The organism is Staphylococcus sp. FSL W8-0774 (assembly GCF_038006785.1).
GTDB lineage: Bacteria > Bacillota > Bacilli > Staphylococcales > Staphylococcaceae > Staphylococcus > Staphylococcus pasteuri.
Genome location: NZ_JBBOVW010000001.1, coordinates 1,429,425 through 1,451,565 on the forward strand (window position 1 = coordinate 1,429,425; position 22,141 = coordinate 1,451,565).

Below are 22,141 nucleotides of genomic sequence, written 5' to 3' on the forward strand. Positions count from 1 at the left end.
ACGAAACGCGTAAAATCAATAAGGACGCGTTACCGTGGTGCCACCTTAGTTAACAAATTATTATTGCTCACTTTTATACTATTTAATTTTATATTCGAAAGCCCAATTCACTGAATATGTTGTGCTAATTTACATTAACCATTAGCTTTCTATTTGCTACAAATCACATTCGCTACTTTATCTTCCGAATTGTTTAACAATTCTAATTATTTAGTATAATACATTCCACTCTAATATTTGTCAACGTAAAATCAAAATTTATTTTGAAATTTGCGACATACAATACGCATACAAAAGATTCTGTGTTGCTTCAATAGATTCAATATGTGTTATTTCTAATGCATGTGAAGATTCTATTCCAGCTCCAAATAACCCGTGGCGAATATCAGCTCCTGCTTTCAGTGCTGTTGTAGCATCAGAAGTATAATAAGGATAAATATCTACTTTATATGGTATGGCATTTAATTTGCATAATTGTACTAATTGAGATCTCAATCCTTTATGGTATGGGCCTGAGCTATCTTTTGCACATATTGAAACTGTATATTCATCAGATGATTGTCCATCACCTAAAGCGCCCATATCTAACGCAATAAAATCCACAATGTTATTTGAAAGTGACGCATTTGCACCATAGCCAATTTCTTCATTATTAGAAATATAAAACTGTGTAGTATGAAGTAAATTAATATTATCTTGCTTAATTTTTTTCAATAACTCAATAATCATTGCTACACTTGCTTTATCATCAAGATGGCGTGACTTAATGAAACCAGATGTTGTAATTTGTGTTCTAGGATCAAAGCTAACAAAGTCCCCTACTTCAATACCTAAATCTTTAGTTTCTTGAACTGAATTTGTCTTTTCATCTATTCTTATTTCCATATGTTCTAAATCTCTCGGTATTTCATGATTATCTTTATATACGTGTACACTCGTTTCGTGTAAACATATCGTTCCTGTATAGACATCACCAGATTCTGTTTGGATTTCACAATACTCACCTTCTATAGCATTAAAATGAAATCCTCCAATTAAATCTATAGCTAATCTTCCATTTTCTTTTATTTCTTTAACCATTGCACCTAATGTATCAACATGAGCTGTAATACATCGCTGTTGACTTTGATTGTCTCCATCTACTGTTATAATCAAAGCACCTTTGTTAGTGAGTTCGGTTTGATAACCTAAATCTTCTGCTATATCCTTTACAAAATTTATTGCTTTTTCAGCATTGCCTGATGGACTATTAATTTCTGTTAATGTCTTTATAGTTTGTAAAATATTACTCATCTTATTTACCCTTTCCTGCATAATATGTTTAGTTTCAGTTTAGACTATTTAACTAATATATTCTAATATATATTTCTATTGATTCCGTTGCTCTCGTCTTTTACAATATTAGTATTCTGAAAATTTCGAAATAGGTGGTCATTCATGAAAAACATATTATTCGTAGGACTTGGTTTGATTGGTGGGAGTTTAGCAAGTAATTTAAAATATTATCATCAAGACATTACTATTACAGCTTTCGATGCAGACGAATCACAGTTAGATAAAGCACTATCAATTGGTATTATCGATAACAAAGCTATTCATTATACCCAAGCTGTTGAAAATGCTGATATGATCATTTATGCTACCCCTGTTGAACAAACTGTCTACTATCTTAAACATTTAACTAAATTAAATACCAAACCCCATTTAATTGTTACAGATACTGGTAGTACTAAATCAACAATTCAATCTTTTGAAAATGAGTTGTTAGAACATGATATCCATCTAGTTGGTGGTCATCCAATGGCTGGTAGTCATAAATCTGGCGTATTAAATGCAAAAAAACATCTTTTCGAAAATGCCTATTATTTACTTGTCTTTAATCAAAAGGAAAATAAGAAAGCTGCTGAGAAAATCCAAGAATTATTAAAATCAACGTTAGCTAAATTTATATTCACTGACGCTAATGAGCATGACTTTGTTACTGGTATTGTTAGTCACGTACCACATATAGTCGCGTCCAGTCTAGTTCACTTAAGTGCCGACCACGTAGAAAAACATCATTTAGTACAACAATTAGCTGCAGGAGGATTCCGTGACATAACTCGAATTGCTAGTAGTAATGCAGAGATGTGGAAAGATATCACATTAAATAATAAAACTTTCATTCTAGATATTTTAGAAGATTTACAAAATCAAATTAGTTCTGTTATGACAATGATTTCATCTTCAAAATCTGAAGATATTTATCAATTTTTTGCTAATGCTAAAGATTACAGAGATCAACTACCCGCTAAACAACGAGGTGCGCTATCTACGGCGTATGATCTATTTGTTGATATTCCGGATAAACCGGGTATGATTAGCAAAGTTACTCACATTCTAGGTTTACATAATATTTCTATAAGCAACCTTAAAATTTTAGAAGTCCGTGAAGATATTTATGGTGCCTTACAAATTAGTTTTAAAACTCCTGAAGATCGGGAAAGTGCTATTCAAGCACTAAGTCAATTTGATACTTATATTGAATAATATTTATGATTCAATGATTTTAACCTGAGACTTTAATTAATACGTCTCAGGTTAAAATATGCTTATTACGTTTTAAAAATAATATTTCTATTAGCGTTTTATTACATTTTATGACCTGCCATAAGTCCTAGTCGTCCATGTTTCGTACCAGCTTCTGTATACGATGTTGCCTTGGAAACAATACCTTTTCCATATTTCAAATGTAAATGGTCAATCGTTTTTGCTAATTTTTCGTCTCGTTTCCGTTCATATTCGTCAATAAACAAGTTCATTTGTCTTTCATTCTCATTTATAAATTGTGTTAGTGACACACTTAATGTCCGGTACAATGCTTGTTTATCACACAATTTGTTCGCAAAATAGTTAACTACCTTGAAAATATCTTTTTCTAAATTAGTTCCTTCTTCCAAGGTATATTGCTTATGTACGCCACCTTCATCACTATAACCAAATGAGAAGTGTATGGTACGTGCCAATTGTTTTCTTGCTCGAACCCTACTTGCTACATCCTCAATTAACTCTTGCATAACAACTTTGGCTTCTTCAAATTCATAATCTCTCATCAATATCTGACTTTTACATATTGATGGATTATTGACTTTATATTTTTCTCTCATTTTACTTTGATCAATACCATTAGCATGAAGATGCATATCCACACCTAATATCCCAAAATCCCTTTTTAAATATTGATACGGATATTGAGCTAAATCACCTATAGTAAAAATTCCTCTTTTATTTAATTTAGCTTCTGTCTTTCTATTTATTCCCCAAAATTCTCTTAATGGTTGAATTGGCCATAACTTTTCTGGTACATGCTGATAACGCCATTCAGCAATACCGTTTTTTGTATGCTTGGCTTCAATATCCATTGCTACCTTACTTAGTAACATATTGGAACCTATACCAATAGTACATCTAATACCTGTTTCTTCATGAATTTCTTTCTGTAATCTTTCACAAAATGCTTGAACGGTTGAATTAAATCTATGGTAACTATCAGTCACATCCATAAAAAATTCGTCAATACTATACTGATGTAAATCTTCTGGTGGCACATAACGTAAAGCAATCTTAGATATAGTTACTGAAACGTTAAGATACTTTCGCATACTTGGATTAATAATATATATATCGTTGCGATGTGGTATTTCAAATAACCTTGATCCCGTTTTAACACCTAGTTCTTTAAGTTTAGGTGTCGCAGCTAATACGACTGAGCCTTGTCTTTTAGTATCAGCAACTACTGCTAATTTTGTTGTTAAAGGATCCAATCCCTTTTCTATACATGACACACTTGCGAAAAAGCTCTTTTGATCAATACATAGTACATCTCTATCTTCTAATAAATGATAGTCATACATCATTACCCCTCCCTAATACATTTTCATTATATACGAACAAATGTTCTTATTCAAGTATATAACGAACAAACGTTCTAAAAGGAAAATGTTTTTTTATTAACTATTCATGCTATACTAAGAGTGTAATAAATATCATTGGAGGAATGACATATGCCAATCGTAAACGTTAAATTATTAGAAGGTCGTTCAGATGAACAACTTAAAGACTTAGTTACAGAAGTAACATCAGCGGTAGAAAGAACAACAGGTGCTAATAGAGAGGCTATCCATGTAGTCATTGAAGAAATGAAGAAAAATCATTATGGTGTTGCAGGAGTTAGAAAATCAGATCAATAAGTTGATAAATAAAATAAAGCCACGCACTTAACAACTTGTGCGTGGCTTTATTCGTATTATTTTTTATCATTTTTGTCATCAAAAAAGTCTTGAATTGCTTTTTTGTTTTTTGCTTTATCAATTTGCAATGCACTACCATCGTTATTAGTAGTAATATCTTGATAAGAATTTTTAATAGGAACAGTTAATGAATCAACATTTTTGTCTCCTCGAATACCAAAGCTTATTCCAGTTTGGAACATAGCTGAATCAGGCATATCTGTATTCACATATCCTCGAAGAATACCAGCTACTTTAGGTAGCTTAGCAACTGTACCAAAATTCACTAATTCAGATTTAAGTGTTTGCATCACCTGTTGCTGACGACGTACACGTCCGAAATCGCCTTCTGCATCATGACGAAATCTTGCGTAACCAAGTAACTCTTTACCATTTAAACGATGATGACCTTTTTTCAATGATACTCCAATATTTTCAGACATATCTTTTTCTACATCTATAGGAACACCATTAGGTTCTAATTCATCTATCATTTTTTCAAAACCAGTAAAATCAACCACTGCGTAATATTCAGGATTAATTCCTAAATTTTTATTTAATGTTTTTCTTAGTAATTCTGGACCACCAAGAGAATAAGCAGCATTAATTTTATATTTATCATATCCAGGTATGTCTGCATATATATCACGCATGACTGACATCATTTTCATTTTTTTATGAATGTAATCATATTGTACAACCATAATGGAGTCTGTACGTGATTTACCACCCTGAGCTTTATCTGCGCCTAAAACCAATACAGAAATTTTACCGTCGTTTTTCACTGGACCGTTAAATTGATGTACTTTAATGTCTTTAGCATGCTTTTCAGCATACTTCACACCACTATTATATCCATGAACAATATAAGCAATAATAATGATGAAGATAATTAAAATTAATAAAATAATAAAAGGTAATTTGCGCACTCTTTTTTTCTTTCGTCGCCTAGAAGGTGTAGTTGATGTACCTGCTTGTCGTTTATACTCAGTTTCTTCTCTGTTATCCTTCTCGTCTCTCATATTTACCTACCTTATACCTTTAAAATTATAATACTATCATCTATAATTAATATGTATTAACGTTATAGAAAAAGTATTCAAAAAGCAAGGGTTTTTTTAATAAATGGTACTAAGGTCCAATGAAAGGGTGTCATAAATGAATATAAATACTGCATATTTTGCGGGTGGGTGCTTTTGGTGTATGACGAAACCTTTTGATACATTTGATGGAATAGAAAAAGTTACATCAGGATATATGGGTGGAGATATTGCTAATCCTACATACGAGCAGGTTAAAAGTGGCACTACTGGACACTATGAAACTGTAAAAGTAGAATATGATGTCGCATTATTCTCATACAATAAATTATTAGAAATCTTTTTTTCTGTAATTGATCCTTTAGATGATGAAGGACAATTTCAAGATAGAGGTTCTCAATATCAAACGGCGATTTTCTATTCCAATGAACATCAAAAGAAACTAGCCGAAGACTATATCAAGGCAATGCAAAATACAATCAACGCTGATAAAGCGATTGCTACTAAAATTTTACCTGCAACGACGTTTTATGAAGCAGAAGCATATCATCAAGATTTTTATAAGAAACAACCTGAAAGATATGCTAAAGAAGAACAAGATCGTAAAAATTATAAAAAAGACTAACTGTTAATTCAGAGAAAGTTGTATAAACATACAAAAATAGCGATTGATGAAATCATTTATTTTCATCAATCGCTTTTATTATATTATTTGTGACGTATAACTCTCATTACTTTAATCATAGATTGCCATAACGAGGCATCTTTTCTATAAACTAAAAATCTTGGCTCCCATTGTGGACCATACTTTTCTTTATAACGTCTTAAACCTTGGAAACGATATAATCCATTAAAATGTTCAAATACTCTTCCAGCTAATCGTTCTCTAAGATATGAATAATGTAGTTGTCCTACATTAGATAGCGTCGCCATACCTAAGTTAAATGATTGATATCCTTTTTCTTTACTCCACGATAGCATGTGTAAATACAATCCATCCATTAATGGTAAATCTAATTCCGGCAACCAACGAATTAAATCAACCGAAATAGCATCATTAAAATATGTTGGCATTAGAGTACAGAACGCTATAATTTTTCCTTCTTCATTTCGCATAATACCAATCGGCGCTTTAGATAAATAATCTTCACTAAATTGACCTACTGAAAAATGCATTTCACTTCTACCTTCTAACCATTGATCACTCACATTTTTTAATGTTTCGAACATATCTTGTGAAAATGGCGGCTCAATTATTTCAAATTTGATATTTAAATCTTCAAATTTATTTAAAGTTGCTCTAAAACCACGACGCTTTTTACCAGAAGTAGTAAATGTAGTTAAATCAATAATTGCTTCTTCCCCAAGTTTAAAGAATTGATTACCAAAATTATGATAAAGTGGCATGAATCTATCACTTACTTGATAAAAAATAATATCATAGCCATAATATTCAGCGTATTCATAAAATGCTTCTAATAAAGATTCGAACGATGCAGTATCCCCAACTGGATCACCTAATACTACTAAAGCATTAGATTTATATCGATACATCAAAAAGGCTGATTCGTTTTCATGAATAAAATAATTTTTATCTCCACTATAAATAAGATGCGTTAAATAATTACCACCATATTGTTGAATAATTTGTTCACAAACAGCTAAATTTTTATTTTGACTTGATTTAATAAATCGATAATCAAATAGCCATGCAATAAGTGCAACAATAATAGTAATTAGAGCTATCGTTATCCAGAAATAATATCTAAGCACTGTCGTATCTACTTCAATATTATAAACATCGAGTGCATATAACGTGCTAGAGATAATAACATGATTAATATAAAGTACGATGATACTTATTAATATGAATAAGAAGGCATTTTTTAATCTTAATGGTCTCTTAAGTACTTTTGATCGACGATAAGCAATAAACAAGAGTACTAACATAACCAACAGCCATGTTAAAAGTATGAATGACGCATACGTATAAACTGTTGCCGCAAAAATTAATAAAATCGAAATAATAGCAAAAATAATTGCACGTCGACTTTGCTTAAATATTCCTTTTACATTTAACATTAATAATAAACAAGCACTTGTATGAATAGATAATGTTAAATAGTAAGCTAAATGATTATCATCATATAATCCGTCATATATGATTGTTAAATTATTAATAAAGAAAATAACACTTGTTAAAAATACTAAAATAGCTAATGAAAAAGATGGAATTTTAGATAAAATATCCTTTTGATATGACATCAAAAATGACGTAACATCTTTTGCAGGAACAAAGTATTTAGATTCTTCGATATATTTTTTAGCTGTATTACCAAATTCAAATGTAGATAATACTAATGCAATGGCTACAGGTACGAAATAATAAGCAAAACGATATAGTAATAAAGCTAATAAAATGTTTTCCTCATTTATACCAAGTGATTTAAGACCGAGTAGTACTACTAAATCAAATGCACCAAAGCCTCCTGGAATAAAACTAACTAATCCAGACAATGCTGCAATAATGAAAATACCAATAAAATTCATAAAGGAAATATCAATACCTACAATTAATGCAGAAAAATATAAAACAACTGCAGCAGCTAACCATTCAACACAAGAAACTAACGTACAATATACGCCCATATATCGGTTATTTGTATCCGCAGGTTTCACAATCGTATAAATAATAAATACTGGTAAAAATAAAGCAACAATATATAAAACCCAACGTACCCATGATATTTTATCTAACATATCAGATGCGTTAAACACATGAAGAACAACTAAAATCGATAACAAGCTCAAACCTGTTAACATCGAAATGAGTATGATAGATATATAGTGAACGAGTTTCTTATTATCTTGGGTATAATTTTTATAAATAAATGCTCTTAAACCTGCTCCGATAAACCCACCAAAGCCTACAATGGCATTTAAAGCATTAATAATATAACTCACTCTTAATACTTTTATTAAAGGAATTTTTAACTTAAGTGATTTAACAAGAATGACATCATATAAAGATAAAATTAATAAAGACGCTCCCCCGCTAATAAACAATAATACAATCCATAAACGATTGATTTTACCAAATTGCATTAAAGTATTTTTGAAATTAATGGAAGATAATTCTCGATATAACGTGAAAACTACAAACGTAAATAGTGCAGCAGCAAACACAAATTTTAATATAGATAATAATTTACTTTTATTTTCCTGGGTCATTTTTTCACTTCAATTCTATTTAATTCTTCTATATAGAAAAATATATCATAAGAATAAGATAAATAGAATATAAATAAAGTCAATTATGCATAACATTATTGTCATACTCAATGTAATGTGCAAATCTTTTGTAGATAAGAAGATTGTATATCTTTAAAAACAAAAAAGGATATCTTAGAAATTAAGTATCCATGTGCCACAAATTGATGGCATAAAAGCTACTTGAAATAATTTCTAAAGATATCCTTGTACAAAGATAGATTATTCTTGTTCTTTATTTAACTTATAATTTCCTGCATCTTCTCCATAATATCTATTATATCTACGCTTGAATAATAAGAACATATGAGAAACTAAAACTTTCAACACTGCATAACCAGGAATACCTAATATAACCCCGACTATACCTAACAAATTACCTGCACTTAGTAAGATAAAGATAATTGTTAGCGGGTGAATTTGTAATGTTTTGCCCATGATATTTGGAGAAATGAAGTGTCCTTCAAAGAATTGAACTAAAGTCCATACAATCGCTAATTTGAGTAACATTATTGGAGACGTAATTAAAGCAATAATGATAGCTGGTGAAATCGCTATTGTAGGTCCTAAATAAGGTACCACACTTGTTACAGCAGCTATACAAGCTAATATTAAACTATATTTCAATCCAATAATAGAATAACCAATAAATAGTAAAACACCTATACAGAATGACACAATGATTTGTCCTTGTATGTAAGAACCTACTTGAACACTCATTTTTTCAAGTAAATCATGAAAATCTTTTCTAAATTTAGGTGGCATAATATTAGTAGTGAAATCTTTGAACTTATGACCATCTTTTAACATAAAGAATAAAACAAATGGTGTAGTCACAATGACTACTCCAACATTAGCTACTGCTTCAACGAATGATGCTAATTTTGAACCAAAGCCATCAAAATAATCTGAAAGCATAGATGGTATCTTTTTAGTTAATGAGTTCAATTGATCATTAATTTGATCATAATAACCAGCAAAAATTGAATTACTTGTTACTTTATTAATTGTATTAGTTAACTTTTTAAAATATTGAGGAGAGTTATTAATGAAACTTCCTAATTGTGAACTAATTAGAGGAATTAATAAATTAACAATCAACACGATTATGCCTACAATCGCAACATAAATAATCAAAACCCCTACTAATCTTGGAATTCGATAACGTTCCATCAAATTAACAAGAGGGTTAAATAAATAAAATATAATCAATGAAACTATAATTGGTGCAGCAATAGTATTGAATACTATAATAAATGGTTGAAACACGTATGATACTTTATCAAAGATAAATATAACTATCCCTAAAAGCACAAGTGCTAACAAAGCATAAATTAAATCATTGCCGCCTAAAAATTTCATGAATCTTGTTTCAGACATACTGAAAATCGTTTTAAACTTTCTAGATGTCTTCTTTTCGGAAGATTTCATTTCATTCGACATTCGACATCACCATACTTTCATGTTACCTCGCTTTATAAAAATCATAAAAATGAGTTACTAAAAATTTCTAACACTAATCATAACATAATTTTACAAAACTAAGGAATATTAAAAACTAGTCTATATAAAAATTAAAAGTACTTATGAGAGCGCATAAGTACTTTTAATCCAACTTCATTTGGGCTTCAAAATGATGGATATGTAATGTTAAATAAATGATTTCAACATCATTAACAGTAATATCAAATTCCATCTGAATCATTTTTAATATTTTAAAAGCTGTAGAATAGCAACTAGGATATTGATTTTTAACCATATCAACAAAATCATTTTGAGCATGTAATGTTTCATTATTTCTTAAACGACGAATGAGAAATTGTACATGTCTAATAAAACGTTGATATTGTATTGAGGATTGATCAACTTGATGTTGTAAATCCGTTTCAATAATAGTGATACTTTTATTGATTAATTGATTAATTAACGCCATTTCTCTCATAGATAATTCTTCAGAGTTCGAAGCAATATGTAATGCGATAAAACCAATTTCATCTTCTGGAAAATCAACATCTAACTGTTCATTTAGTCTATCAATTACTTTTTCAGCTATTTGATAAGCATCTCGATATAAGTATTTTGTTTCCATGGCAAAAGGGTTGCTAATTATTTGATTTTGTTTTAAACGTTTATACACAAAAATAATATGATCTGTTAGCGCAACAACTAGATTTTCATCATTAACATCTAGAGTCGTATTTGTAATTAAATTAACAGCTTCAATCACTGCTTGTAGAACATGGTCATCAGCCATCTCAACTAATGTCTTATAGTGTTCTTTATGCTTATCTAGATCAAGTTTATAAACTTTTTCAATGGAAGCTGATTCATCTAACGTATAGCCTTGCTTTTTATTAAAACCTATACCTTTTCCAATTAAAACAACTTCCTGGTTTTTATTCGTGCATATGATAACGTTATTATTGAGAATTTTACTAATTTTATACTTCCCCATCATTATCACCTTTCTTACTCCATTATTAAAATTATAAGGCTTAATGATATAAATGAAAAGAAAATAACTTATTAAATACTTTCATGAGTAAAATTAATTTTTAGTATATTAAACAATTTTCTACCTCTTTATAATAAATAATAGATATAATTATAAATTTCAAATTAAAAAGCTTGAGTATCCTTACGACACTCAAGCTAATCATTTATTTTAAATCTTTATTTGATTTGTTTGCATTAATTCCCCAAGATTCAATACCAAATAAATTAATTTCAAGATTCTCTGGTTTGAATACAGGCTTTTTACCTGCTTTACGTTGTACTTGGTAATCTTTCATTACTGCAAATGCAATATTGGAAAGTCCAATAATGGAGACAATATTCACTATGGCCATTAAGCCCATGAATAAATCGGCTGTACTCCAAACTGTTTCAGTTTTAGCAACCGCACCAATAAATACAAGCACAACTACTAAACATCTAAAGATGAAAATAATTGTTTTGTTATTAGATAAATACTCAATGTTAGATTGTCCATAATAGTAGTTACCTACAACTGAAGAAAATGCGAATAATGTTATTGCCACTGTTAAGAAAATACCACCAGCTGAACCTAAATGTTCATTTAAAGCTGATTGAGTAACTGCAACACCTTGAGGAGCGTTTTCTCCAAATTTTAAACCTGAATATAATAAAATCATTATTGCTGTAGCTGTACATACTAGCATTGTATCAAAGAAAACACCTAATGATTGAATTAAACCTTGTTTTACTGGATGAGGGACTGCTGCTGTTGCAGCTGCGTTAGGTGCTGAACCCATACCTGCTTCGTTTGAGAATAAACCACGTTTAATCCCTTGTAAAATAGCAGCACCAACTGCACCACCAGTTACTTGTTCAAAACCAAAAGCACTTTTAATAATTGTACCAATCATTGGAACAATTTGGTCTAAGTTTAATAACAAGATAACTAAAACCATACCAATATATATGATAGCCATAATTGGAACAATTAATGATGATAAAGTAGCAATACTTCTAACCCCACCAAAAATAATAATGGCTGTTACAACTGCTAATACTATTCCTGTAATCACTGGACTAATATGATATTGAGTATTTAATGATTCCGCAATCGTATTAGATTGCACTGTATTAAATACAAATGCGAAGGTAACTGTAATTAATATCGCAAACACAATACCAAGCCATTTTTGGTTTAAACCTTTAGTTATGTAATAAGCTGGTCCACCACGGAAACCACCATCTTTATCATGAACTTTATAAACCTGAGCTAAAGTAGCTTCCATAAAAGCACTTGCCGCACCTATAAATGCAATAATCCACATCCAAAATACCGCACCAGGACCACCAAGTACAATTGCTGTAGCAACACCGGCAATATTTCCAGTACCTACTCTTGAACCTGCACTAATCGCAAATGCTTGGAACGGTGAAATACCTTTTTTACCACTTTCTAATGTTTCTGGTTTCTCGACCAACGCTCTAAACATTTCTGGTAACATTCGTAGTTGTACAAACTTAGAACTGATAGTGAAAAAGAATCCTGCTGTAAGTAACAATCCAATTAGATACTGAGACCAAATTAAGTCGTTACCTACTTGTACAAAATCTTTAAACCAACCAGGAATTAAACTATCAAAATCTTTCAAATAAATCCCTCTCATCTATAAATAAAATTCATATCTTAAAAATATCAAGAGATTCATATTGGCATATGAAAGTCTAATTAAGCAATGTATCAAATAACAAATACTAAAATAGACAGTTCAATTGAGAATATAAACCTCTTGAATGATTTAATTGTGATTATTATATTTTATTTTATCATCTTATGCATGTGTTGCATATACTTTTATTGTAAGTACATTCCTTCAACTTCTCCGAAATCATCTACATCTACTATAAATGAACCATTAGTATATTGTTCTGATTTATGAATTGAAGCAATATCTCCTGTTTCTTGGTCTTTAGCTGAATATAAAGTATATGTTGTATTGTCAGAACGAACAACATCTGCTGCCACGATACGATGTGGTGCTTTTTTCAATTCTTTAAGTAAGGTAATACCTCGTTGTGCTCGTTTCGCTTCTTGTAATACTTTAAATCCAATATGTTTAACAGCACCACGTTGTGTAGCCATAAGGATAGATTCTTTATTAGTGATTGTTTGCGTCATAATAACGTAGTCTTCATCTTTTAAGTTAATAGATTTCACACCAGCCGCACGTAAGCCTGTATCAGATAATTCGTTTGTAGAGTATGTTAATGACATTCCTTTATGTGTAATAACAGTAATAAGTTGATCTTCTTCAACACGTAATACATTAATTACCTCATCTTGATCTTTTACTTTCATGGCAATTAATGGTTTATTATATCGTGTTGTTTTAAACAACGGTACAGTACTTTTCTTAATCATACCGTTACGAGTAGCCATAATATAGAATGCTTGTTGTTCTTTGAAGTCTTTTTCATTAAATACGTCAATAACTAGTTCATCTTCATCAATAGAAACAATTTGAGATACGTGTTGACCTAATTCTTTCCATCGGATATCAGCTAGTTTATGAACTGGAATAAACAAGTATCTACCTTTATTCGTAAATACAAGCGCTGTATCTTGTGTATTTACATCAAGGTATTTTAATAAACTATCGCCATCTTTCAAACCGACTTCAGAAACGCCGCTAGCATTAAAGCTACGTGTAGATGTACGTTTAATATAACCATGTCTAGTTAAACTTAATACTACATCTTCACTAGGCACCATCACTTCTTTATCAATTTTAATTTCAGAAATTTCCGCTTCAATTGTTGATAAACGATCAGTTTTAAAATTCTTTCTAATTTCTGTTAATTCATTTTTGATAACATTCAATAATGCATCGTGATCATCTAAAATATGACGTAAATCTTTAATTAAATTAGATAACTCATCGTGCTCTTGTTCTAAAGCAACGATATCTGTGTTAGTTAAACGATAAAGTTGTAACATAACGATGGCTTCTGCCTGAGCTTCAGTAAAGTCATATTCAGCAACTAAATTATCTTTAGCATCTTTTTTATTTTTAGAATTACGAATTAAGGCAATCACTTCATCTAAAATAGATAAAGCTTTCATTAAACCTTCAACGATATGCATACGTTTTTCAGCATGTTCTAAATCAAACTTAGTTCTGTTAGCCACGACTTCTATTTGATGGTTAATATAACTATCAATGATTTGTTTAATACCCATTAATTTAGGTCTACCATCACTGATTGCAACCATATTAAAGTTATAAGATATTTGAAGGTCTGAATTTTTGAATAGGAAATTTTTAATTGCTTCACTATTCACGTCTTTTTTAAGTTCTATTGCAATACGTAAACCAGTTCTATCAGTCTCATCTCTAACTTCAACAATACCATCAACTTTTTTATCAGCACGTAATTCATCAATACGTTTAACGAGATTACTTTTATTCACCTCATATGGTATTTCAGTCACGATAAGTTCTTTACGTCCATTACGTAATGTTTCTTCATCTACTTTGGAACGTACAACAACTTTACCTTTACCAGTTTCGTATGCTTTTTTAATACCATCAATACCTTGAATAATACCACCTGTTGGGAAGTCTGGACCCTTCATGTATTTCATCAATTGACTCACAGTAATATCTGGATTATCAATATATTTTAATGTTGCTTGAATCACTTCACCTAAATTATGTGGTGGGATATCAGTAGCATAACCTGCTGAAATACCTGTAGAACCATTAATTAATAAATTAGGAAATCTTGCAGGTAATACCATAGGTTCAAGTGTTGTATCATCATAGTTTGGTATAAAAGAAACTGTTTCTTTATTAATATCTCTTAATAGTTCTTCAGATAATTGACTTAATTTTGCTTCTGTATAACGCATTGCTGCAGGAGGGTCATTATCGATACTACCGTTATTACCATGCATTTCTATTAAAACATGTCTTAATTTCCAATCTTGGCTTAAACGAACCATGGCATCATATACTGAAGAATCACCATGAGGATGATACTGTCCGATGACATCCCCGACAGTTTTGGCACTTTTACGGAAATTTTTATCGAATGTATTACCACTTGAATACATCGCATATAAAATACGACGCTGTACTGGTTTTAGTCCGTCTCGAACGTCAGGCAAAGCACGTTCCTGGATAATATATTTACTATATCTTCCAAAACGGTCTCCAATTACATCTTCAAGTGATAGATCTTGAATTATCTCACTCAAATCGTTTCATCCTCCTCATAGTTTTCACTTTCTAATATCTGAACTTCTGTATTATCTAAAATGCTTGAATCTTCCTGCATACCAAACTCAACATGACTTTCAATCCATTCTCTACGTGGTGCTACTTTATCACCCATTAACGTTGTAACACGTTTTGAAGAACGCACTTCATCTTCAACTTGAACACGTATTAAAGTACGAGTATCAGGATTCATAGTTGTTTCCCATAATTGTTCAGGATTCATTTCACCTAAACCTTTATATCTTTGTAATGTGAAACCTTTACCAAGTTGCTTTTGTAATTTATCTAATTCATCATCTGTCCAAGCATATTCCACTTTTTTAGATTTACCTTTACCTTTTTCTAATTTGTAAAGTGGTGGTAATGCGATAAATACTCGACCTGCTTGTACTAATGGTTTCATATATTTAAAGAAGAAAGTTAGTAACAGTACTTGAATATGTGCACCATCTGTATCAGCATCGGTCATAATAATAATTCGACTATAATTACTGTCTTCAATTTTAAATTCATTACCGACACCTGCACCTATAGTATGAATAATCGTATTAATTTCTTCGTTTTTGAAAATGTCTTCTAAACGAGCCTTTTCAGTATTAATAACTTTACCTCGTAATGGCAGAATCGCTTGGAACTTACGATCACGTCCAAGTTTAGCTGAACCACCTGCTGAATCACCCTCAACAAGATAAAGTTCATTTTTTTCTGTGTTTTTACTTTGAGCAGGTGTTAATTTACCAGATAAAAGTGTATCTTTTCGTTTATTCTTTTTACCAGAACGTGCATCTTCTCGTGCTTTACGAGCTGCTTCTCTAGCCTGTTGTGCTTTAATTGCTTTTTTAACAAGTGACTTAGATAATTGACCTTTTTCTTCAAGGTAAAATGGTAATTTCTCGGATACAACTGAATCTACAGCACTTCTAGCTTCTGACGTTCCTAATTTAGATTTAGTTTGACCTTCAAACTGTAGTAACTCTTCAGGAATTCTTACAGATACTATAGCTGTTAATCCTTCACGTATGTCATTACCGTCTAAGTTTTTATCTTTTTCTTTTAATTCATTAATGCGTCTAGCGTAATCATTGAACACACGTGTCATCGCTGTTTTAAAACCAACTTCATGTGTACCACCATCTTTAGTACGTACATTATTTACAAAACTTAATATACTTTCTGAATATTGGTCATTATATTGAAATGCAACATCTACTTCTATACCGTTAGATGTTCCTGTAAAAGTCGTAACATCATGAAGTACTTCTTTACCTTCATTGACATAACTTACAAATTCTTTAATCCCTTCTTCATAGTGGTAAAATTCTTCTCTTTCTTTACCACGACGTAAATCGATTAATTTAATCTTTAAGTTCTTTAATAGAAAAGCAGATTCTTGTAATCGCTCACTTAGAACATCAAAATTAAATGATGTTGTTGCTTTGAAAATTTCAGGATCTGGTTTAAATGTAACCTTAGTACCTGTTTTCTTTGTCTTTCCTTCTTTTAGTAAACCTGTTGCTGGCACGCCGCCATCTTTAAATCTTTGTTTATAAATATTTCCGTCTCTATGAATCTCAACTTCTAACCATTCACTAAGTGCATTTACTACTGAGGCACCAACACCATGTAATCCACCAGATGTTTTATAGCCACCTTGGCCGAACTTACCTCCAGCATGTAAAATCGTAAAAATAACTTGCACAGTTGGTTTTCCTGATGCATGGATACCAGTAGGCATTCCACGACCGTTATCTTCTATAGAAATACTATCATCTTGGTTAAGGATAACTGTTATTTCATCCCCATAACCATTTAATACTTCATCGACGGAGTTATCGACAACTTCATATACTAGATGATGCAATCCACGTTTATCAGTTGATCCTATATACATCCCCGGTCTTTTTCTAACTGCTTCAAGACCTTCTAAAACTTGAATAGAATCATCTGAATAATGATTTTGTTTATTCATTGCCAATGATTTCGCCCTCCTACAAACGTACGTTCGTTTTTAAAACTATACAATAGTTATTCTTATATAAATCAGAATAAATTGCAAGTGTCATCTTGATAAAACAGTTTATTTTACTGATTATTCATATTCAAAATGTAATTTTTATTGTTCTAATATGAGATGGATATGGTAAAATAGTGCTAAGTTATTAAAGGATGTGTATTTTATGATGATTGTCGTCATGTTAATACTAAGTTATCTTATAGGAGCTTTTCCAAGTGGTTTAGTTATTGGAAAGTTATTCTTTAAAAAGGATATAAGACAATTTGGTAGTGGCAACACTGGAGCAACAAACAGTTTCAGAGTATTAGGAAGACCAGCAGGTTTTGTAGTTACATTCTTAGATATCTTTAAAGGATTCATAACTGTTTTCTTCCCTATATGGTTACCTGTACATGCAGATGGACCTATAAGTACATTCTTTACCCATGGCCTGATCGTAGGATTATTTGCTATTGTGGGTCATGTATATCCAATTTATTTAGGATTCAAAGGTGGTAAAGCTGTTGCAACAAGTGCTGGGGTAGTTTTAGGCGTTAATCCTATTCTTTTATTAATTTTAGCAGTTATTTTCTTCGCTGTATTAAAATTATTTAAATATGTGTCCTTATCAAGCATCATAGCAGCTATTTGTTGTGTTATTGGTTCGCTCATTATTCAGGACTATATATTACTAGCAGTAGGCGCAATCGTTGCCATTATATTAATCATACGTCATAAAACAAATATTGTTAGAATCTTTAAAGGTGAAGAACCTAAGATAACGTGGATGTAAATAAAAAATCTAAAACTTAATAATCAATACAAAGCATTTAGTATGATATATGAAATTTATATCACACTGAGTGCTTTTTATTTTGTTAAATGTTTTGATTTATGATGATGTTATTGGTGAGTTTTATATAGTTTGATATACCTTTAGTCTTTGATAGTGGCTTATAACTCATTAAGGTAAAATAATTATATTAGGATATTAAGCTATGCTATAATTCTACTATCAATAAAATTCACAATTTAACCCCTAAAAAATATGGATAATTAATATGGAGGAACTATTTATGAAAATCGAGCTTACCCAACCAGCAGTTCAGTGGTTTAAAGATGAGTTTGACTTACCTCAAGATGACAAAGTATTACACTTTTTTGTACGTTATGGTGGAGAATTCCAATTAAAACAAGGGTTTAGCCCTGCATTTAATGTTGAAAATAAAGCCGATGTAGAAGTGGCATATGAAAAAGAATTTGACGGACTCACTTTAGTCATCGCTGAGAAAGATTTATGGTATTTTGAAGATGATCATATTGTAGTAGATGCAGTTGATCATGAAGATGAAATTTATTACAGTAAAAAGTAATTTAAAAACAGCCTAACAATGCCACTAAAGTGAGCAATGTTAGGCTATTTTCATTTTCTGATGCTAATTTAATTACAAATGATCGATACCATTTGTTACTTCTTCATCTATACCTTCTTTATTTAAAGCTTCAACTTTACTATATACTTCGTGCCAATCAGCAAAATAACGATCCAATCTAATAGGTTTAAATGTATCAGCTTTCATACAAATCAATTCAGTGTAACCTGTTGTAGCTAGTTCACCTTGTTCGTTAAATAATTCATAACGATATATTGAACGTAACCTTGAGTACTTTTCTACCCATGTCTTAATCGTTACTTTTTCAGGATAAAAAATAGATTTTTTATATTTAATATTTAAGTCGGTAACTGGAGAAATGATTCCTTGCTTTTCCATATCAGCATAATTAAATCCTAATTTCCCAATATAATCTGTACGGGCAACTTCAAACCATGTTGCGTAATTACCGTGATAAATCACACCCATTTTATCTGTTTCTTGATATCTTGGTTCAATTTCAGTCAAACTATAAATCATTGAATTCCAATCCTTCCTTAACTTATACATTACATATGTATTTTAGCATAAAAAAACTGTGCTAACCTAAACGTTAGCACAGTTGATTTTTATTATTGAGCTAATTTATTTCTTAATACCATTTGTAAGATACCACCATGACGATAGTAGTCTAATTCAACTAATGAATCAAAACGAACCATTGCTTCGAAATCAACAACTTCTCCGTTTTCTTTTTTAGCATGAACTGTAACTAAATCATGAGGTTTTACATTTTCATCGATATCTACTGAAATTTCTTCTTTACCTTCTAAACCAAGAGAATCAGCTGATTCACCTTGTTTAAATTGTAATGGAAGTACACCCATCATAACTAAGTTTGAACGGTGAATACGCTCATAACTTTGAGCGATAACTGTTTTAACTCCTAATAAGTTTGTACCTTTAGCAGCCCAGTCACGTGAAGATCCCATACCATAGTCGTTACCAGCTAATACAGCTAAGCCAGTGCCATTTTCTTTATATTTCATAGCAGCATCATAAATAGGCATAACTTCGTCTGTAGGCCAATAAGTTGTAAAGCCACCTTCAGTACCTGGAGCTAATTGGTTTTTAATACGGATATTAGCGAATGTACCACGTACCATTACTTCGTGGTTACCACGTCTAGAACCGTATGAGTTGAATTCTCTAATTGGAACATTGTGGTCAATTAAATACTTACCTGCTGGTGTATCTTTACCGATTGCACCTGCTGGAGAAATATGGTCAGTTGTTACTGAATCTCCAAATTTACCCATAATACGTAAGTCTTTTAATGGTTCAATTGTTCCTGGTTCTTTAGATAATCCTTGGAAGAATGATGGATTTTGAATATATGTTGAATTTGGATCGAAATCATATAGTGGTGCATCTGTTACATCGATTTCATTCCACATTTCATTATTTTCATAAACATTTGCATATTCTTCTAAGAATAATTCTGGTGTTACTACACTATCAACTGTGTCAGCAACTTCTTTAATACTTGGCCAGATATCTTTAAGGTAAACATCTTCGCCATCTTTACCTTTACCAATAGCTTCATTTTCTAAGTCAATATCTACAGTTCCAGCTAAAGCATAAGCAACAACCAATTGTGGTGAAGCTAAGTAGTTAGCTTTAACTAATGGATGGATACGACCTTCAAAGTTACGGTTACCTGAAAGTACAGATGTTACTAATAAATCTTCGTCAGCAACAGCTTTTTCGATTTCTGGTAATAATGGACCAGAGTTACCGATACATGTTGTACAACCATAACCAACTAAGTTGAAACCTAAATCATCAAGATATTCTTGTAATCCAGAATCTCTTAAATAACCTGTAACAACTTTAGAACCTGGAGCTAATGATGTTTTAACATATTCAGGTACTTTTAAGCCTTTTTCGATAGCTTTTTTAGCTACAAGACCTGCACCTAACATAACGTAAGGGTTTGAAGTGTTTGTACATGAAGTGATAGCTGCAATTGCTATATCACCAGTTTTCATAGTAGCTGTTCTACCATCGTTGAAACTGATATTAGCTTGTTTATCAAATTCACTTTCATCTAGACCATGACCTTGGTTGCCAGCTGGTGCTGTAACTGATTTTTCAAATTCAGTTTTCATGTCACTTAAGAAAATTAAATCTTGTGGACGTTTTGGACCAGATAATGAAGCTTGTACTGTAGATAAGTCTAAGTCAATTACTTCAGTATATTCTGGGTCTTCATTTTCAACTTGGAAGAACATATTATTTTGTTGTAAATATTCTTTAACAAGTTCAATATGATCAGCTTTACGGCCAGTTAATTTCATATATTTAAGTGATTCTTCGTCAACTGGGAAGAAACCACATGTTGCACCGTATTCTGGCGCCATGTTAGCGATTGTAGCACGGTCAGCTAATGGTAAGTTTGTTACACCAGGACCGAAGAACTCTACGAATTTACCTACTACACCGCGTTTACGCAACTCTTCAGTTACACGTAAAGCTAAGTCAGTTGCAGTAGAACCTTGAGGTAATTCATTACTTAATCTAACACCAATTACTTCTGGAATTGGGAAGTAAGAAGGTTGTCCTAACATACCTGCTTCGGCTTCAATACCGCCGACACCCCAACCTAATACACCAATACCGTTAATCATTGTTGTATGAGAGTCAGTACCAACTAATGTATCAGGGAAAGCAGTTTGTTCACCTTCAACGTCACGGACATGAACAACATTTGCTAAATATTCTAAGTTTACTTGGTGAACGATACCAGTTGCAGGTGGTACAGCATTATAATTGTCAAATGCTTTAGTTGCCCAGTTTAAGAATTGATAACGTTCATAGTTTCTTTCGAATTCTAATTTCATATTACGTTCTAATGCGTCTGGGTTAGCGTAGCTATCTACTTGTACAGAGTGGTCAATAACTAAATCTACTGGTACTTCTGGGTTGATTTTGTTAATATCTCCACCAACATCATTCATTGCTTTACGTAAAGACGCTAAGTCAACTACTGCTGGTACACCAGTGAAGTCTTGTAAAATAACACGAGATGGTTTGAAAGGTACTTCACCTTCATTATCTTTTTTACCGAATTCTGCTAACTTTTTAATGTGATCGTCAGTGATTACAAAATCATCTTCCTGACGTAATACAGATTCTAATAATACACGAATTGAATAAGGTAATTTAGAAATTTTAGTTAAACCTTGTTCTTCTAATAATTTCAAATCATAGTATGTGTATGATTGGCCATTTAAATCAAATTGTTTCTTTGCTGTTTCTTTAAAATTAGAAGCCATTTGATATCCCCCTTGAAAATCTTTATATTTTATATGCCTTATTTAAATTGTATTATTATATGTTTTCGAAAACAACTATATAAGAGTAGAAAGACGTCGAT

Annotated in this window: 16 protein-coding genes; 5 read left to right on the forward strand and 11 right to left on the reverse strand. The window is 31.3% G+C overall.

What is annotated here, in order from left to right:
• Window positions 1-258: 258 nt before the first annotated feature.
• Window positions 259-1,293 carry a M42 family metallopeptidase gene (locus NSQ15_RS06940; protein WP_070451228.1) on the reverse strand — a complete coding sequence of 345 codons (1,035 nt, stop codon included), beginning with the start codon at window positions 1,291-1,293 and terminating at the stop codon, window positions 259-261.
• A 144-nt stretch (window positions 1,294-1,437) separates the two neighbouring features.
• Between NSQ15_RS06940 and NSQ15_RS06945 the strand changes: the two genes are divergently transcribed.
• Complete coding sequence (locus NSQ15_RS06945) at window positions 1,438-2,529, forward strand: prephenate dehydrogenase (protein ID WP_070451230.1); 1,092 nt, start codon at window positions 1,438-1,440, stop codon at window positions 2,527-2,529.
• 101 nt (window positions 2,530-2,630) lie between these two features.
• Here NSQ15_RS06945 and NSQ15_RS06950 read toward each other — a convergent pair whose 3' ends face one another.
• Window positions 2,631-3,893 carry a Y-family DNA polymerase gene (locus tag NSQ15_RS06950; RefSeq protein ID WP_070451232.1) on the reverse strand — a complete coding sequence of 421 codons (1,263 nt, stop codon included), beginning with the start codon at window positions 3,891-3,893 and terminating at the stop codon, window positions 2,631-2,633.
• A 150-nt stretch (window positions 3,894-4,043) separates the two neighbouring features.
• Here NSQ15_RS06950 and NSQ15_RS06955 point away from each other — a divergent pair, with 150 nt between their 5' ends.
• Window positions 4,044-4,229: a 2-hydroxymuconate tautomerase gene (locus NSQ15_RS06955; RefSeq protein WP_017636418.1), complete on the forward strand. Its 186-nt coding sequence runs from the start codon at window positions 4,044-4,046 to the stop codon at window positions 4,227-4,229.
• Window positions 4,230-4,285: 56 nt separating this feature from the next.
• Here NSQ15_RS06955 and NSQ15_RS06960 read toward each other — a convergent pair whose 3' ends face one another.
• On the reverse strand, window positions 4,286-5,290 hold the full coding sequence (locus NSQ15_RS06960; RefSeq protein ID WP_017636419.1) for an LCP family protein: 1,005 nt from the start codon (window positions 5,288-5,290) through the stop codon (window positions 4,286-4,288).
• 136 nt (window positions 5,291-5,426) lie between these two features.
• On the opposite strand from NSQ15_RS06960, the gene msrA reads away from it, so the two are divergent.
• A complete protein-coding gene (gene msrA / locus NSQ15_RS06965; RefSeq protein ID WP_029055389.1) occupies window positions 5,427-5,933 on the forward strand; it encodes a peptide-methionine (S)-S-oxide reductase MsrA in 507 nt (168 codons plus the stop codon).
• Window positions 5,934-6,016: 83 nt separating this feature from the next.
• On the opposite strand, the gene mprF is transcribed toward msrA, so the two are convergent.
• The 6 genes from mprF to parE form a co-directional block, all read right to left on the reverse strand.
• The gene (mprF, locus tag NSQ15_RS06970) at window positions 6,017-8,539 is read right to left on the reverse strand and encodes a bifunctional lysylphosphatidylglycerol flippase/synthetase MprF (RefSeq protein ID WP_070451233.1); all 2,523 of its coding nucleotides are present in this window, start codon (window positions 8,537-8,539) and stop codon (window positions 6,017-6,019) included.
• Between the two features lie 261 nt (window positions 8,540-8,800).
• The gene (locus NSQ15_RS06975; protein ID WP_176745265.1) at window positions 8,801-10,009 is read right to left on the reverse strand and encodes an AI-2E family transporter; all 1,209 of its coding nucleotides are present in this window, start codon (window positions 10,007-10,009) and stop codon (window positions 8,801-8,803) included.
• Between the two features lie 175 nt (window positions 10,010-10,184).
• Window positions 10,185-11,033 carry a glucose PTS transporter transcription antiterminator GlcT gene (gene glcT / locus NSQ15_RS06980; RefSeq protein WP_217193886.1) on the reverse strand — a complete coding sequence of 283 codons (849 nt, stop codon included), beginning with the start codon at window positions 11,031-11,033 and terminating at the stop codon, window positions 10,185-10,187.
• Between the two features lie 205 nt (window positions 11,034-11,238).
• A complete protein-coding gene (locus tag NSQ15_RS06985) occupies window positions 11,239-12,705 on the reverse strand; it encodes an alanine/glycine:cation symporter family protein (RefSeq protein ID WP_017638430.1) in 1,467 nt (488 codons plus the stop codon).
• Window positions 12,706-12,908: 203 nt separating this feature from the next.
• Entirely contained in the window at window positions 12,909-15,314 is a 2,406-nt protein-coding gene (parC, locus tag NSQ15_RS06990) for a DNA topoisomerase IV subunit A (RefSeq protein WP_070451235.1), read from the reverse strand.
• Window positions 15,311-17,305, reverse strand: a complete 1,995-nt coding sequence (gene parE, locus NSQ15_RS06995; RefSeq protein WP_070451427.1) for a DNA topoisomerase IV subunit B — start codon at window positions 17,303-17,305, stop codon at window positions 15,311-15,313. The genes parC and parE overlap by 4 nt, the downstream gene beginning before the upstream one ends.
• A gap of 208 nt (window positions 17,306-17,513) precedes the next feature.
• Between parE and plsY the strand changes: the two genes are divergently transcribed.
• The gene (gene plsY, locus NSQ15_RS07000; protein WP_017638427.1) at window positions 17,514-18,122 is read left to right on the forward strand and encodes a glycerol-3-phosphate 1-O-acyltransferase PlsY; all 609 of its coding nucleotides are present in this window, start codon (window positions 17,514-17,516) and stop codon (window positions 18,120-18,122) included.
• 283 nt (window positions 18,123-18,405) lie between these two features.
• Entirely contained in the window at window positions 18,406-18,702 is a 297-nt protein-coding gene (locus NSQ15_RS07005) for a HesB/YadR/YfhF family protein (RefSeq protein WP_340747050.1), read from the forward strand.
• Window positions 18,703-18,774: 72 nt separating this feature from the next.
• Here the strand turns inward: NSQ15_RS07005 and menI are convergent, their stop codons facing one another.
• Window positions 18,775-19,242: a 1,4-dihydroxy-2-naphthoyl-CoA hydrolase MenI gene (menI, locus tag NSQ15_RS07010; RefSeq protein WP_017638425.1), complete on the reverse strand. Its 468-nt coding sequence runs from the start codon at window positions 19,240-19,242 to the stop codon at window positions 18,775-18,777.
• A 92-nt stretch (window positions 19,243-19,334) separates the two neighbouring features.
• A complete protein-coding gene (gene acnA, locus NSQ15_RS07015; protein ID WP_217193883.1) occupies window positions 19,335-22,040 on the reverse strand; it encodes an aconitate hydratase AcnA in 2,706 nt (901 codons plus the stop codon).
• Window positions 22,041-22,141: the final 101 nt, after the last annotated feature.